Below are 13,239 nucleotides of genomic sequence, written 5' to 3'. Positions count from 1 at the left end.
ACGACCGACCGGCACCCGTACCTCAGAGCACAAGAAGGCACCATCCCGGACACGTGGAACAGAGCTATCGCGTGCACAGGATGGTGCCTGTTTCTCAGAAGGGCCGCGCCCCTCGCGCCGCTACCCTTCCAGCAGCGGGGAAACCTTATTGTCGAACATGCTCAGCGCGGCACCGATGGCCATGTGCATGTCCAGGTACTGGTAGGTGCCCAGGCGTCCGCCGAAGAAGACCTTGTTGTCCGCGGTCTCGGCATCGGCGAGTTCGCGGTAACGTAGCAGCTTCTCCCGGTCCTCGGGGGTGTTGATCGGGTAGTACGGCTCGTCCTCGCCTTCGGCGAAGCGGCTGAACTCCTTCATGATCACGGTCTTGTCCTCCGGGTAGTTCTTGCGCTCCGGGTGGAAGTGACGGAACTCGTGGATACGGGTGTAGGGGACGTCCGCGTCGTTGTAGTTCATCACCGGGGTGCCCTGGAAGTCACCGGTCTCCAGCACCTCGGTCTCGAAGTCGAGGGTGCGCCACCCCAGGTGGCCTTCGGCGTAGTCGAAGTACAGGTCCAACGGGCCGGTGTAGACCACGGGTGCGTCCGGGCTGGAGGCGCGCAGCTCATCCCGGACCTCGAACCAGTCGGTGTCCAGACGGACCTCGATATTGGCGTTCTTCGCCATGTTCTCCAACCACGCGGTGTACCCCTCGACCGGCAGTCCTTCGTAGGTGTCGTTGAAGTACCGGTTGTTGAACGTGTAACGCACCGGCAGGCGGGAGATGTTCGCCGCCGGAAGCTCCTTGGGGTCGGTCTGCCACTGCTTGGCGGTGTAGTCACGGACGAAAGCCTCGTAGAGCGGGCGGCCGATCAGGGAGATGCCCTTCTCCTCGAGGTTGGCGGCGTCCTCGGGGTTGAGCCCGTCGGTCTGCTCCTTGATCAGTTCCCGGGCCTCGTCCGGGCTGTAGTACTTCCCGAAGAACTGGTTGATCAGGCCCAGGCCCATGGGGAACTGGTAGGCGGTGCCGTCGTGCATGGCGAACACGCGGTGCTGGTAGTCGGTGAAGTCGGTGAACTGGTTGACGTAGTCCCAGACCCTCTTGTTCGAGGTGTGGAACAGGTGCGCACCGTACTTGTGGATCTCAATGCCCGTCTCCGGCTCCGCTTCGGAGTAGGCGTTGCCGCCGATGTGGCTGCGGCGCTCGAGCACGAGCACCTTCTTGTCCAGCTGGCTGGCGGCGCGCTCCGCGACCGTCAACCCGAAGAACCCGCTCCCGACGACGATCAGATCATATTCACTGTTCCGGTCACTCATGAACAGTAACGATACAGCCCGTGGCCTGCCCGGGTGCGGCGCCATGCCGGTGGCCCTACTATGGGGCGCCATGAGTTCCCGCGCAATCGAGCTGCCCACCACCATGTCGGCCGTCGCAGTCACAGGTGAGTTTCCCGTGGATGACCCCCGGTGCCTGACCGACGTGACCGTCCCCCTGCCGGAGATCGGCCCCCGCGATCTCCTGGTCGAGATCCAGGCGGTGTCGGTGAACCCGATCGACACGAAGATGCGTCGCCGCTCGGGTGACGCCCTCGCGCGGGGCGAGCAGCCGATCCTCGGCTACGATGCTGCCGGCGTCGTCCGTAAGGTCGGCGGCGAGGTCGAACGTTTCGAGATCGGCGACCGGGTGTTCTACGCCGGAAGCCAGCTGCGCGACGGTACGAACGCCCGGTTCCACGCGGTCGACGAGCGCATCGTCGGCCACCGCCCCACCACCTGTTCGGCGACCGAGGCCGCCTCGCTCCCGCTGACGGCGTTGACCGCCTGGGAGGCCCTGTTCGAACGGCTCGGCGCGTCGATCGACTCGAACGGTTCGCTGCTGGTCCTCGGCGGTGCAGGCGGTGTACCCAGCGTGATGATCCAGCTCGCGCGTGCGCTCACCGGCCTCACGGTGATCGCCACCGCCTCCCGTGAGGAATCGCGCGACTGGGTCGTCGAGATGGGTGCCCACGAGGTCGTCGACCACCGCCGCAATCTGGCCCCGCAGGTACTCGACCTCGAGCCGGACGGCATCGACCTGGTCTTCACCTCCAACTCCTCCGGCCACGCCGAGGAGCTGGCCGAGATCATGACACCGCAGTCGCGTCTGTGTCTGATCGACGACCCGGAGGATTTCCAGATCGCGCCGTTCAAGCAGAAGTCGATCTCGATCCACTGGGAGTCGATGTTCACCCGCACCGTGTTCGACACCGAGGACGTCGATGAGCAGGGTGTGATCCTGGACCGCATCGCCGGGATGGTCGATGACGGCCGGCTGATCCCCACCGTCGGCGAGACGATGATCGGCATGAACGCCGCCACCCTGGCCGAGGCCCACAGTGAGATCGAGCGTGGGCACGTGACCGGCAAGATCGTGGTGCGGATCTAGGTCCAGTCCCCCGTCGTCTCAGAACCTCAGGACGGAGAGGACGTCGGCGACGCATACCGGGCGGTCGCCGCCCTCACGTTCGATCGTCACGCGGGTCACCGCACGCTGTCCGCCGCCACCGGGTTCGACGGAGAGGAGTTCCGCCCCCGCCCGGATCCGTGAGCCCACGGGGACCGGAGCGGGGAAACGCACCTTCTCCGTACCGTAGTTCACTCCCATCGTCGTCCCCTTGACGGTGTAGATCTGCCACACCAGCATCGAGACCAGCGACAGCGTCAGGTAACCGTGGGCGATGGTCGAGCCGAACGGGCCTTCCTTGGCGCGCTCCGGGTCGACGTGGATCCACTGGTGGTCGCCGGTAGCGTCGGCGAACTGGTTGATCCGTTCCTGGTCGATCTCAAGCCAGTCACTGTAGCCGAGGTGCTCGCCGACAGCGGCCTGCAGTTCATCAAGTCCATTGAGTACACGCATTGTTCTAGTCCTTCGGTCCGCCGGCGACGTACAGCACTTGTCCGGACACATATCCGGCGCCTTCACTGGCAAAGAAGCTGATGGCATGGGCAATGTCGGCCGGAACACCGGCGCGCTGGACGGGAACCTCCTTGGCCGCGGCGGCCTTGAAGTCCTCGAAGCTCACACCCACCCGCTCTGCGGTCGCCTGGGTCATTTCGGTGGCGATGAAACCGGGGGCGACGGCGTTCGCCGTGACACCGAACTTGCCGAGTTCGATGGCGAGGGTCTTGGTGAAGCCCTGCATACCCGCTTTCGCCGCCGAGTAGTTGACCTGTCCGCGGTTGCCCAGAGCTGAGGTCGACGACAGGTTGATGATGCGGCCCCACTTTTCCTTGGTCTGGTAGGCCTGCACCGCGCGGGACATGAGGAACGCGCCGCGCAGATGCACGGACATCACCGCGTCCCAGTCATCCGTACCCATCTTGAACAGGAGATTGTCTCGGATGATTCCGGCATTGTTGACCAGGACGGTGGGAGCGCCGAGTTCGTCGGCGACCCGGTCGACGGCGGCCTTGACCGCGTCCTCGTCGGAGACGTCCGCGCCGACGGCGAGTGCCTTCCCTCCGGCGGAGGTGATGCGGTCAACGACCTTCTGGCATGCGTTTTCATCGAGGTCGAGGACGGCGACGGCCATACCGTCGTCGGCCAGACGTGCGGCCACCTCCGCACCGATGCCGCGGGCGGCGCCGGTGACGATTGCTGTGCGTTGGGACATATGGACTCCTTCATGGTGACGTGGTTGTCGTGGTGTTCACCGGAACGGAGACGAGAAGCTCCGCCGATGCCTTCCACCAAGGATACTACTAAGAATCATGGCCGTGCGGGCGTGAGAACGGCAAGATTCCTGGGTCCGCCCCACCTGCCGGTCATCTGCCATGATGTCTGTGGGAAAGCACCTCAGTACAAGTGTGAGTACGGCTCCCTCCGACGGAGGTCAGCGGACCCAGCCGGGATACGTCTCACTCAACTCGTCGAAGAAGACGTTGCCGGGATTAATCGTCACCCCGATGTGCTGGTAGAGCTGTTCGTCGGTGACGCCGAACTCGTAGCCCACGGCGTGCTCGACCAGAATGTGCTGGTCACCGTCACTGTCGACGTCGAGATGGGCTTTCGGCATGTAGTGGTCCCTGTTCCACCGGTTGCAGTCCTCCAGCAGACCTTCCCGGTACTCAGCGGGTATCCACCCGTTCCAGTAGCCGGTGACCGAGAGGACGTTGTTGTCCTTCCCCGCAATGGAGAACCAGTATGTGGCGTGTTCCCATTCCGTGCTGACCTCCGCCTCCCGGTCGACACGGTAGGCGAAGCCCAGTCGCTCCAGTGTCTCCATCACGCGACGGCGCGACAGGGGTTCGAGGATCGCGATTGGGACGGAGCCGGAGATACCGGAGATACGGTCGAGATCATTCATGGTGGGGTGCTCCTCTGGTGTCGGGGCGCTGAGCTGGTCCCCCAAGTTCTACTCACCCCCACGGACACCGCGAGCCAGTGTTCGAACCACGCGTTCGACCTGTCAGAACCACTGCTCCAGCACTTCGGCGACACCGTCGTCGTCGTTCGAGGATGTGCACTGGTCGGCGATCGCCACCACCTCATCCACGGCGTTGCCCATCGCCACACCTGTCCCCGCCCACTGCAGCATCGCCACATCGTTGGGCATGTCCCCGAACGCCACGACACGCGACGGGTCCAGCGCGGGGATCATCCGTTCCCCCGGTGCCGCCGCATGGTCGGCCACGCCCCCCAACGCGTGCGCCACACCGGACAGCTTCGAGACACCCGGGACGTTGACCTCCAGCAGCCCGCCACTGAAGGACCAGGTGACGTGCGCAACTGTCGGATCAACAACCGGGTTGACCAGGTCGAAAAGCTCCGAACTCTCCATCGCCTCGTGCCGCACGAGCAGCTTCACCGCCGGCACCGAGCACAGGGCGTCGAGAGGCTCCACCGAGTGCTCCTCCGTGTCCCAGGCGTGCGGATACTCCGGCTGCACGGCGAAAAGTTCGTCGGCGCGGTCAAAGGCGCTGCGCCCGGCGCGCTCCGCAGCGAACGTCACCGGCGGCAGGCCCCGGTCAGCCAGCCAAGGCCCCGTCGCCTCTGAAATGGTGGCGGTGACGCGGGTCAGAACGTCCGCCGGTAGCTCAGCGGCGTAGGTGATCCGGTCGGACGCCGAATCGTAGACCACTGCCCCGTTGGCACACACGCACACCGGCCGCAGTCCCAGCTGCTCAATCACCGGGAGCATCCACCGGGCGGGCCTGCCGGAGGCGGGAATGAACGTCGCCCCGGCAGCCACCAGGCGGTTGATCACCGCACACGCACGTGGCGACACCCGCTCGGCGGAGGTGACCAACGTGCCGTCGAGGTCGCTGACGACCAACGTGGGGGCGGCCGGTACAGCCGACTCAGTCACTTAGCGTCCCAGCTTCCCACGCAGACGTCCCAGCAGGGACTTCTTCTCCGGGGTCACGCCTGCCGCTTTCTCCGCGTCCTGCCGGATCCGCTCCTCCTTGCGTTTCGCCGCGTCCTCACGGTCCCGGGTCGTGGCCTCCTCTAATGAGGGCGCCGATCCTCCCAGGGAGGCGGGCATCCAGTACTCGCCGTCCTCGAACGGTCCGAACGCCTCCGCGTAACGCGCGCGGGACGTGTCGAGGATCTCGACCATCGACTCGTGGAGACGGTCAGTGGCCTCCCGCGACGAGCCGCTGAGGTCCACCGGCTCACCGACAGACAGGATCAGCGAGGCGTCCTTGGGACGCCAGATCGGCTTGCGCCCCTTCGTCCAGATACGCTGCGATCCCCACAGCACCACCGGGATCAACGGCACCCCGGCGTCCTGGGCGATCCGTGCTGCACCGTCCTTGAATTCCTTGATCTCGAACGACCGGGAGATGGTGGCCTCCGGGAAGATCCCGATGAGCTCACCACCCGCGGCACGGCGGGTCGCCTCACGGACCGATCCGGCCCCGTCGGCACGGTCCACCGGGATGTGGTGGCACCCCGACATGGCTGGGCCGGCGACCGGGTTGTCCCAGATCTCCTTCTTCGCCATGAACCGCACCAGGCGCCCCCCGTTCATCGCGGAGGGGATACCGCCGAAGACGAAGTCCCAGTAGCCGGTGTGGTTCACCGCGAGCACCGCCCCGCCGTCGGTGGGGATGCGCTCCGGGTGGTAGATCTCGACCTTCAGCCGCTGGACATAACGCATCCAGAACTTCGCGAGGGGGATGATCAACCGCCCGTAGAACAGCTCCTTCGATTCCGGGTGGGCGGGTGTGTCAGGCACACCCGTGGGGATCTCGAAGCCTTTGGGAATCCACATGCCGTGTTATGTCTCCTTGTTGTGTTGCGCGGCTCACTTCGGGGTCAGGACGTCCTTGCCCACGAAGGGTCGCAGGGCCTCGGGCACGACGACCGATCCGTCCGCCTGCTGGTTGTTCTCCAGGATGGCGACAAGCCACCGGGTGGTGGCCAGGGTGCCGTTGAGGGTGGCGGCCGTCTGTGCCTTGCCGTCCTCATCACGGTAACGGGTCTTGAGACGCCGCGCCTGGAAAGTGGTGCAGTTGGACGTGGAGGTCAGCTCGCGGTAGGCGCTCTGGGTCGGGACCCAGGCCTCCGTGTCGAACTTGCGGGACGCCGATGAACCGAGGTCGCCACCGGCCACGTCGATGACACGGTACGGGACCTGCACGGCGGCGAGCATGTCCTTCTCCATCGCCAGGAGCTCCTGGTGCTGCTGCTCGGCGTCCTCCGGACGGCAGTAGACGAACATCTCGACCTTGTCGAACTGGTGCACGCGCAGGATCCCGCGGGTGTCCTTGCCGTAGGAGCCGGCCTCGCGGCGGAAGCAGGACGACCAGCCGGCGTAGCGCACCGGACCGTCCGACAGGTCGATGATCTCGTCCTTGTGGTAGCCGGCCAGCGCGACCTCACTGGTGCCGACGAGGTACATGTCGTCCGCCTCGAGCCGGTAGATCTCGTCGGCGTGGGCGCCGAGGAACCCGGTGCCGGCCATGATTTCCGGCCGCACCAGCACCGGTGGGATCATCAGCTGGAAGCCGTGGTCACGCGCCTTCTGCGCCGCCAGCTGCAGCATGCCGAGCTGGAGCAACGCCCCGTCGCCGGTGAGGAAGTAGAAACGGGCGCCGGAGACCTTCGCGCCCCGTTCCATGTCGATCAGGCCCAGCGACTCCCCCAGTTCCAGGTGGTCCTTCGGGGTGAAGTCGAATTCACGGGGCTCACCGATATGCTCCAGCACCACGAAATCGTCCTCCCCACCAGCGGGGGCGCCGCTGACGACGTTCGACAACGCCATCTGCAGGTCCTGCACGTCCGACTCCGCGGCCGACTGCGTGTCCTCGAGTTCCTTCACCGCGGCGGAACGGGTCTTGCCCTCCGCACGCAGTGACTCGCGTTCCTCGTCCGAGGCGTCCTTCATGGCCTTACCCATGGTCTTCGAGAACGCCTTCTGCTCAGCCCGGGCCGTGTCAGCTGCGGCGATGGCCTCGCGGCGACGCTGGTCGGCCTCCAGGAGCCGGTCGACGAGTGCCGGGTCCTCGCCACGGGTGCGCTGGGATTCACGGACGACGTCAGGGTTCTCCCGCAGGAACTTGAGATCAATCATGCCCCGTAGTTTAGCTACAGTGGAACCAACCGTGTGCAGCGCTGTCCGCCACTGCCTGAGATGTCCAGTGATGTCTAACGATGTCCACTCCCCGTGAGAGAATGCGTGTTATGTCGTCCAGCACCCCGTCCTCAGCATCCGACCGTCCTGTCGACGCACGCCCGAACAAAGGCCGCCGCAGGACGGTCACCGTGCTGCTCACGGCGGCCCTCGCCGGAGCGGTCGGGGCAGGTGCCTACGAGTACTTCGCCCCGCAGGGCGCGTCGGTGGTCGCCCAGCGTGGCGCGGACCGCACTGAAGAAGCCCCGGAACTGGTCGCGTTCACCGACGCCGACACCGCCGACTGCGTGAACTGGTCGCAGGACGGCGACATCGCCACCGACTTCGCCGTGGTCGACTGCGCCTCCCCCCACCGTTTCGAGGTCGCCACCCGCGAGGACCTGTCCCAGTACCCGACCAGCGAGTTCGGGCCGGACGCCCCGCAACCCGACCTGGAGCGGCAGGGGCAGCTGACCTCCGAGCTGTGTGAAGGTCCCACCCGCACCTACCTCGACGGGCGCCTCGACCCGCAGGGCCGCTACTCCATTGTCCCGATCCTGCCCCCGGAGGCCGCGTGGGACGGTGGTGACCGCACGATGCTGTGCGGGGTGGCCGTGCCCCAGGCCGACGGGAACTACGCCGAGGCCACCGGCCGTGCCGCAGAGACCGACCAGTCGCCCGCTGAACCGGCGGAGACGTGCATGCGCGCCCAGGGCGATGCGGTGGACGTCGCCGACTGTGACCGGCCCTATTCCTGGCAGGTGACCTCGGTGGTGAACCTCGGCGACACCTTCGACGGCGCATGGCCGACGATCGAGCAGCAGAACGACCATCTCGACGACGTGTGCACCGCCGCGGCCATCGAGTTCCTCGGTGGCGGAGACGACGAGAACCTCTACCAGTCCACGTTGACCCCTTTCTGGACGACGCTGCCGCAGGAGTCCTGGAACGCCGGGTCACGGACCGTCAACTGCGCACTGACCAAGGCGCGGGACGGTGGCGGCTTCGCCGACCTGCAGGGAGATGTCCGCGGCGACTTCACCATCGACGGCAATCCGCCGGAGAAGCAGCCGGAACGTAACCCGCGCCGCGACAATGACAACAACTCCGACTCGGCTTCCGGCAGCGAGGCGCCGTGATCGAGGTCAGCGACGACGACTTCGAGGACCTGGTCGACCGCGGACTCCGCCTGATCCCCCGGCAGCTGCTCGACTCCCTCGACAACGTCGCCATCGTCATCGAGGACCACAACGACGAGGATCCGTCGATCCTGGGGCTCTACCATGGCGTGGCGTTGACGGAACGCTCCGTGGAGTGGCCCACGTTCCTCCCGGACAAGATCAGCATCTACAAGGACGCCCTCTGCCGGTACTGCTCAACCCACGAACAGCTCGTCGAGGAAGTGGCGGTCACCGTGGTCCACGAGATCGGCCACCATTTCGGCATCGACGACGCCCGCCTGCACGAACTCGGGTGGGGCTAGACCGTCCTGGTCAGCCCCTCCCTGCCCGCGGCGGTTCACCGTGCCCGGCCCAGTCCGTGACCTTCCACCCCTCGGCGACTGCCTCACTGAGGTCCTCCGGTGCAAGGGAACCACCCAGGTCGGGGACCTCCAGATCAACCCGCAGGGTATTGGGCAGCAGCGTCCGTACCGCGAACTCGGGATCCACCCTTCCCAGGTAGGCGGCAATCAGGCGGATCACCGCACCGTGGCTGACGACCGCCAGATCCGACCCGGCGCGTTGAGCGGTGGACAGCACCGGCAGCAGTGTGCCGAGGTACCGTCCGACAACCTCACGTCCGGTGGATGCGCCGGGCACGGGCAGGTCCATCGACCCACCCAACCATTCGGCGAAGGTGCGGTGGTATCCGTAGTGCGCGTCCGGATCCACCCGCATCTCGTACTGTCCGGCGGGGATCTCCGAGATCCCGGGCACCGCACCCGGCATCACCAGGGGAAGCGGGCGGTGCAGCGCCGAGGACACCGAGGACACATCGGACGGAGTGAGTGATCCGGACGCCGTGGGATGAGTCGTGGTACCGCCACCGAGAGCTGCCGGGGCCCCCGCCGTCGCGGACTCCTCCGGTCCCACGTCCACGTGGTCGAGACCGTCGGTGACCTCGAGCTCCGCCAGTTGTGCCAGGGCGTCGGCGAAATCACTGCCCGGCGCGGTGCGTTCCAGTTGCAGACCACGGCCGCTGCCGCCGAGGGCGATTCCGGCCGCGGTCTGGCGGGCACGCAACGCCTGTGAGGACACCATCGCCAAGGGGGCGTCCTGTCCGTCCCCGTCCTCGGCCCCTTCCCCGGTTCGTTCTCTGGCGAGCCGTTCCCCCGCGGCCCGGGCCTGTGACCAGCCTAGGTCGGTCAGCGCAGCCCCGGGCAGGTTGGTGTCGAGGGCGTGGCTGACATTCGAGGTGGTCTGCCCGTGTCGGATCAGCAGCAGTCGGCTCACGGCTGTCCACCCCGACCGCTCAGCCCTCTCAGCCCCCGGATCCACTCCCAGGAGGCGGCGTAGTCGGGCGGCACGGAGCCGTCGGGACCGTCGACACCGCCGACCCACCCTTCCTGTGGCCAGGATCCGAGGAACCGGATGCGGTCGCAGTAGCGGTGCAGGCCCGCCAGGGCCTCGGCGACGGCGTCGTCCTGCAGGTGTCCGACAAGTTCCACGTGGAAGTTGTAGGTTCCCGCCTTCTCCCGGGTCGGACGCGACTCGATGCGTGACATGTCGACCCTGCGGGTGGCCAGTTCCATCAGTGCCATCACCAGTGACGCCGGCACATTGGGAACCTGCAGGACAATGGCGGTGCGGTCGTGCCCGGTGCGGGCGGTGGGCTCCTGAGGCAGGCCCACCAGGACGAACCGGGTGTGGGCCCCGGCCACGTCGGCGATACCCTCCGCAACGGTCTCCAGCTCGTGGAGCACGCCGGCACGTGCCGGCGCCGCCGCAGCGTCCGCCTCCCCGGCGGCGACAGCGGCAGCGGCGGCACCATTGGAACTTGCGGGGATGAACTCCGCGTGGGGCAGATGTTCGGCGGCCCACCGCCGCACCTGAGCCTGTGCGACGGGGTGGGTGGTGAAGGTCCGGACGTCCTCGAGCCGGGTGCCGGGGCGTACGAGGATCGAGAAAACGACGGGGACGTCATGTTCCCGCAGGATCTGCACCGGTGCTCCGTCGGCCAGCGAGTCGAAGGTCTGCGTGACCGGCCCGTCCACGCTGCTCTCCAGGGCGACGACGGCCCGGTCGACCTCACCCTGCCGGACCAGGTCCAGAGCCTCCGCAGGGGAGGCCACCGTGCGGTGGGCGACATCCTCCGGCAGGTGACCGGCGGCCGTCATATTCAGGACGGCCTGTTCGGTGAAGGTTCCACGTGGGCCGAGATAGGCCACCGTCTCGATGTCACTCATGACACCAATCTACCGGGCGCCGGTAGTGTGTCCGACATGAATCCCCCACCACCCAGGGAAGGCACTGCAGACACCCGCAGTACCGGCAGCTCCAACAGCACCGAGGCCGTGTCGCTGCGACTCACCCGACTGAGCGCGCGCACCGGGTTGTCCCCCGAAGAACTGGGTGTGGCCAGGATCTACGACGGGGCTCACGAGGATCGTCGGGAGCACGGCCCGCTACGGGGACTGGACGTCCTGGTCAAGGACCTCAACCGCGTGGCCGGCGAGGTCACGACCTTCGGTTCTGTCGGACATGCCGTGGTCGCGAAGGCCGACGACACCGCCGTGACACGACTTCTGGAGGAAGGCGCCAGGCTGGTCGGGGCCAGTGTCACCGCAGAATTCGGGGCGACGGTCTACACCGAACCCGCCCACGGTCCCGGTCCGGTGAACCCGGTCGACCGACGGATGACGTCCGGTGGTTCCTCGTCCGGCGCTGCGGTGGCCGTGGCACGCGGCATCGTCGACGTCGCCCACGCCAGCGACGGTGGCGGGTCGATCCGCGTGCCTGCAGCGGCGGTGGGCCTGCCCGGGCTGAAACCCGCACACACCGTGGACAACGGTGGTCTGCCGAATCCGGCGGCGCAGGGATTCATCGCCCGCGACCTCGACCTCACGGCCCGCGCCTACGGAATCTCCGCACCGTCAACGCCGTCCGCGCCGACACGGCCGCTACGGCTGGGGCACACCAACCGTCCGTTCCACACCGCCACCGCAGTGGAGCCGACGGTGGCCAACGCCACGGCGGCTGCCGCGTCCCTGCTTGTCACCCACCCCGCCGTCAGCGGTGTCCGCCCGGTGGCGGCCCCGTACCCGGTGGAGCGCTTCGACGTGTACTCGCGGATCATGGCAGCCCGGTGCCGTGACCTGCCTGATCCTGTGACGATGATGCCCACCTGGTTGAGACGGCGGGGCCGGGCCCTCACCCCCGCTGAGATCGCGGACGCCACCGACGCGGTCTCAGCGCTCCCGGGGGACGTCCTCAGGGCATGGGACGGCGACCCGGCCGGTCCCGTGGACGTGGTCGTGACTCCGATGCTGGCATGCGCGCCGCCCGGCATCGGCGCTTTCGCCCGGATGTCCCGGCAGGAGGCACCTGGTGTCGTTGACCCCGCCGCGGATTTCCTGGCGCAGACCGCCTGGACGCCGTGGGCCACGCTCTGGAACCTCACCGGATGGGCGGGACTCTCCGTGCCCCTGGTGACACCCGACGCCGCACCCGGGCGGTGGCCGGTCTCGGTCCACCTGGGCGCCGTCGCTGACCGGGTCTCCGCCGCCGAGCTCCTCGGCCTGGCACAGCATCTGCAGGAGACTGTGGCACGGATGGTGGACGCTGACCCGTCCGTGCTCGATGCCGTGACCGTCGCCGACCCCGGCGACCTCGAGGCGTTGATCGAGGACGCTTCCAGGGACAGGCGATGAACCGGTCCGACCGACGTGCTCTCCGGTGGGAGCTGGTCATCGCCCTCGCCGTCACATTCGGCGCCTCCGGGGTCCGCTCGGCGTTGCGGCTTCTCGAGGCCGCCACGATGCCGGAGGACCTCAATGAGCAGAGCACCACCCTCAACGCCCGTCAGTCGACACTGACCTGGCTCGATCCTGCATTCCAGCTGGTCTCCACCGGCGTGCTCGTCGCCTGGGGTGGGCTGGCGCTGTTCCTGCTGCTGCGGCATGTGCCGCCGACACTGGCGGGGCGGCCCGGCGCGTCCGGGGTGCACCTCAGCCCCCGGTGGCGCGACACTCTTCCCGGCGCGGGTCTGGCAGCGCTGATCGGCGTGCCGGGACTGGCCTTCTATGTCGGAGCAGTACAGCTGGGGCTGTCCAAGGAGGTCATCCCGACCGGACTGGACCGCAGCGTCCAGGATCTGCTGCTGCTGATCCTGAACTCGTGGGCGAACGGCTTCGCCGAGGAGATCCTCGTGGTGGCGTGGCTGTGCTGCCGACTACGCCAACTCCGGGTGCCGTGGATCTGGGTCTTCCTGGCGTCGGCGGTGCTTCGCGGAAGTTACCACCTTTACCAGGGGTATTCCGCCGGACTGGGCAACATGGTGATGGGGCTGGTCTTCGTCTGGTTCTTCTACCGCACAGGCCGTGTCTGGCCGTTGATCATCGCGCACGGCCTGATCGACACCGTGGCGTTCGTGGGCTACCAGGTGCTGGGGTCCACACCGGGGCTGTGACGTCAGTGTGCCCCTGTGCCCCTGTGCCCCTGTG

At 67.3% G+C, this 13,239-nt stretch carries 14 protein-coding genes; 5 read left to right on the top strand and 9 right to left on the bottom strand.

Translation table 11 applies throughout. From position 1 onward, the window contains the following. Positions 1-120: 120 nt before the first annotated feature. Positions 121-1,296, bottom strand: coding sequence for a UDP-galactopyranose mutase (gene glf, locus BJF89_RS10080; protein WP_075814529.1), 1,176 nt, complete (start codon positions 1,294-1,296; stop codon positions 121-123). 70 nt (positions 1,297-1,366) lie between these two features. Here glf and BJF89_RS10075 point away from each other — a divergent pair, with 70 nt between their 5' ends. Further along, entirely contained in the window at positions 1,367-2,404 is a 1,038-nt protein-coding gene (locus tag BJF89_RS10075; RefSeq protein ID WP_255372587.1) for a zinc-binding alcohol dehydrogenase family protein, read from the top strand. Between the two features lie 18 nt (positions 2,405-2,422). Here the strand turns inward: BJF89_RS10075 and BJF89_RS10070 are convergent, their stop codons facing one another. The 6 genes from BJF89_RS10070 to serS all read right to left on the bottom strand — a co-directional run bounded on the left by BJF89_RS10070 (position 2,423) and on the right by serS (position 7,538). Then, positions 2,423-2,875, bottom strand: a complete 453-nt coding sequence (locus BJF89_RS10070; protein WP_075814527.1) for a MaoC family dehydratase — start codon at positions 2,873-2,875, stop codon at positions 2,423-2,425. Between the two features lie 4 nt (positions 2,876-2,879). Beyond that, the gene (gene fabG, locus BJF89_RS10065) at positions 2,880-3,632 is read right to left on the bottom strand and encodes a 3-oxoacyl-ACP reductase FabG (protein ID WP_075814525.1); all 753 of its coding nucleotides are present in this window, start codon (positions 3,630-3,632) and stop codon (positions 2,880-2,882) included. Positions 3,633-3,851: 219 nt separating this feature from the next. Beyond that, on the bottom strand, positions 3,852-4,325 hold the full coding sequence (locus BJF89_RS10060; protein ID WP_075814523.1) for a YbjN domain-containing protein: 474 nt from the start codon (positions 4,323-4,325) through the stop codon (positions 3,852-3,854). Between the two features lie 102 nt (positions 4,326-4,427). After that, positions 4,428-5,327, bottom strand: coding sequence for an HAD family hydrolase (locus tag BJF89_RS10055; protein WP_075814521.1), 900 nt, complete (start codon positions 5,325-5,327; stop codon positions 4,428-4,430). Beyond that, the gene (locus BJF89_RS10050; protein ID WP_075814519.1) at positions 5,328-6,236 is read right to left on the bottom strand and encodes a 1-acyl-sn-glycerol-3-phosphate acyltransferase; all 909 of its coding nucleotides are present in this window, start codon (positions 6,234-6,236) and stop codon (positions 5,328-5,330) included. It lies immediately after the preceding gene. A 33-nt stretch (positions 6,237-6,269) separates the two neighbouring features. After that, positions 6,270-7,538, bottom strand: coding sequence for a serine--tRNA ligase (gene serS / locus BJF89_RS10045; RefSeq protein WP_075814517.1), 1,269 nt, complete (start codon positions 7,536-7,538; stop codon positions 6,270-6,272). 110 nt (positions 7,539-7,648) lie between these two features. Here serS and BJF89_RS10040 point away from each other — a divergent pair, with 110 nt between their 5' ends. Beyond that, on the top strand, positions 7,649-8,716 hold the full coding sequence (locus tag BJF89_RS10040; protein WP_075814515.1) for a septum formation family protein: 1,068 nt from the start codon (positions 7,649-7,651) through the stop codon (positions 8,714-8,716). Continuing rightward, the gene (locus BJF89_RS10035; protein WP_075814513.1) at positions 8,713-9,060 is read left to right on the top strand and encodes a metallopeptidase family protein; all 348 of its coding nucleotides are present in this window, start codon (positions 8,713-8,715) and stop codon (positions 9,058-9,060) included. The genes BJF89_RS10040 and BJF89_RS10035 overlap by 4 nt, the downstream gene beginning before the upstream one ends. 10 nt (positions 9,061-9,070) lie before the next feature. Here the strand turns inward: BJF89_RS10035 and BJF89_RS20020 are convergent, their stop codons facing one another. Together BJF89_RS20020 and pheA are read right to left on the bottom strand one after the other, a co-directional pair. Next, complete coding sequence (locus BJF89_RS20020) at positions 9,071-10,030, bottom strand: histidine phosphatase family protein (protein ID WP_075814511.1); 960 nt, start codon at positions 10,028-10,030, stop codon at positions 9,071-9,073. After that, a complete protein-coding gene (pheA, locus tag BJF89_RS10025; RefSeq protein ID WP_075814509.1) occupies positions 10,027-10,983 on the bottom strand; it encodes a prephenate dehydratase in 957 nt (318 codons plus the stop codon). The genes BJF89_RS20020 and pheA overlap by 4 nt, the downstream gene beginning before the upstream one ends. 36 nt (positions 10,984-11,019) lie before the next feature. Here pheA and BJF89_RS10020 point away from each other — a divergent pair, with 36 nt between their 5' ends. Next, on the top strand, positions 11,020-12,447 hold the full coding sequence (locus BJF89_RS10020; protein WP_083650670.1) for an amidase: 1,428 nt from the start codon (positions 11,020-11,022) through the stop codon (positions 12,445-12,447). Further along, positions 12,444-13,205, top strand: a complete 762-nt coding sequence (locus BJF89_RS10015; protein ID WP_075814507.1) for a CPBP family intramembrane glutamic endopeptidase — start codon at positions 12,444-12,446, stop codon at positions 13,203-13,205. The genes BJF89_RS10020 and BJF89_RS10015 overlap by 4 nt, the downstream gene beginning before the upstream one ends. The last annotated feature ends 34 nt before the right edge of the window (positions 13,206-13,239 follow it).

Source organism: Corynebacterium sp. CNJ-954, from assembly GCF_001942345.1.
In the GTDB taxonomy this organism is placed as follows: Bacteria; Actinomycetota; Actinomycetes; order Mycobacteriales; family Mycobacteriaceae; genus Corynebacterium.
The sequence above is the reverse complement of the archived record's forward strand: the minus strand, read 5'-3'. Positions and strand labels throughout refer to the sequence as shown.

Excerpts from the sequence above, each read along its gene's own strand:
- glf (WP_075814529.1), bottom strand. The coding sequence starts at position 1,296 with ATGAGTGACCGGAACAGTGAATATGATCTGATCGTCGTCGGGAGCGGG.
- BJF89_RS10075 (WP_255372587.1), top strand. The coding sequence starts at position 1,367 with ATGAGTTCCCGCGCAATCGAGCTGCCCACCACCATGTCGGCCGTCGCA.
- BJF89_RS10070 (WP_075814527.1), bottom strand. The coding sequence starts at position 2,875 with ATGCGTGTACTCAATGGACTTGATGAACTGCAGGCCGCTGTCGGCGAG.
- fabG (WP_075814525.1), bottom strand. The coding sequence starts at position 3,632 with ATGTCCCAACGCACAGCAATCGTCACCGGCGCCGCCCGCGGCATCGGT.
- BJF89_RS10060 (WP_075814523.1), bottom strand. The coding sequence starts at position 4,325 with ATGAATGATCTCGACCGTATCTCCGGTATCTCCGGCTCCGTCCCAATC.
- BJF89_RS10050 (WP_075814519.1), bottom strand. The coding sequence starts at position 6,236 with ATGTGGATTCCCAAAGGCTTCGAGATCCCCACGGGTGTGCCTGACACA.
- serS (WP_075814517.1), bottom strand. The coding sequence starts at position 7,538 with ATGATTGATCTCAAGTTCCTGCGGGAGAACCCTGACGTCGTCCGTGAA.
- BJF89_RS10040 (WP_075814515.1), top strand. The coding sequence starts at position 7,649 with ATGTCGTCCAGCACCCCGTCCTCAGCATCCGACCGTCCTGTCGACGCA.
- pheA (WP_075814509.1), bottom strand. The coding sequence starts at position 10,983 with ATGAGTGACATCGAGACGGTGGCCTATCTCGGCCCACGTGGAACCTTC.
- BJF89_RS10020 (WP_083650670.1), top strand. The coding sequence starts at position 11,020 with ATGAATCCCCCACCACCCAGGGAAGGCACTGCAGACACCCGCAGTACC.
- BJF89_RS10015 (WP_075814507.1), top strand. The coding sequence starts at position 12,444 with ATGAACCGGTCCGACCGACGTGCTCTCCGGTGGGAGCTGGTCATCGCC.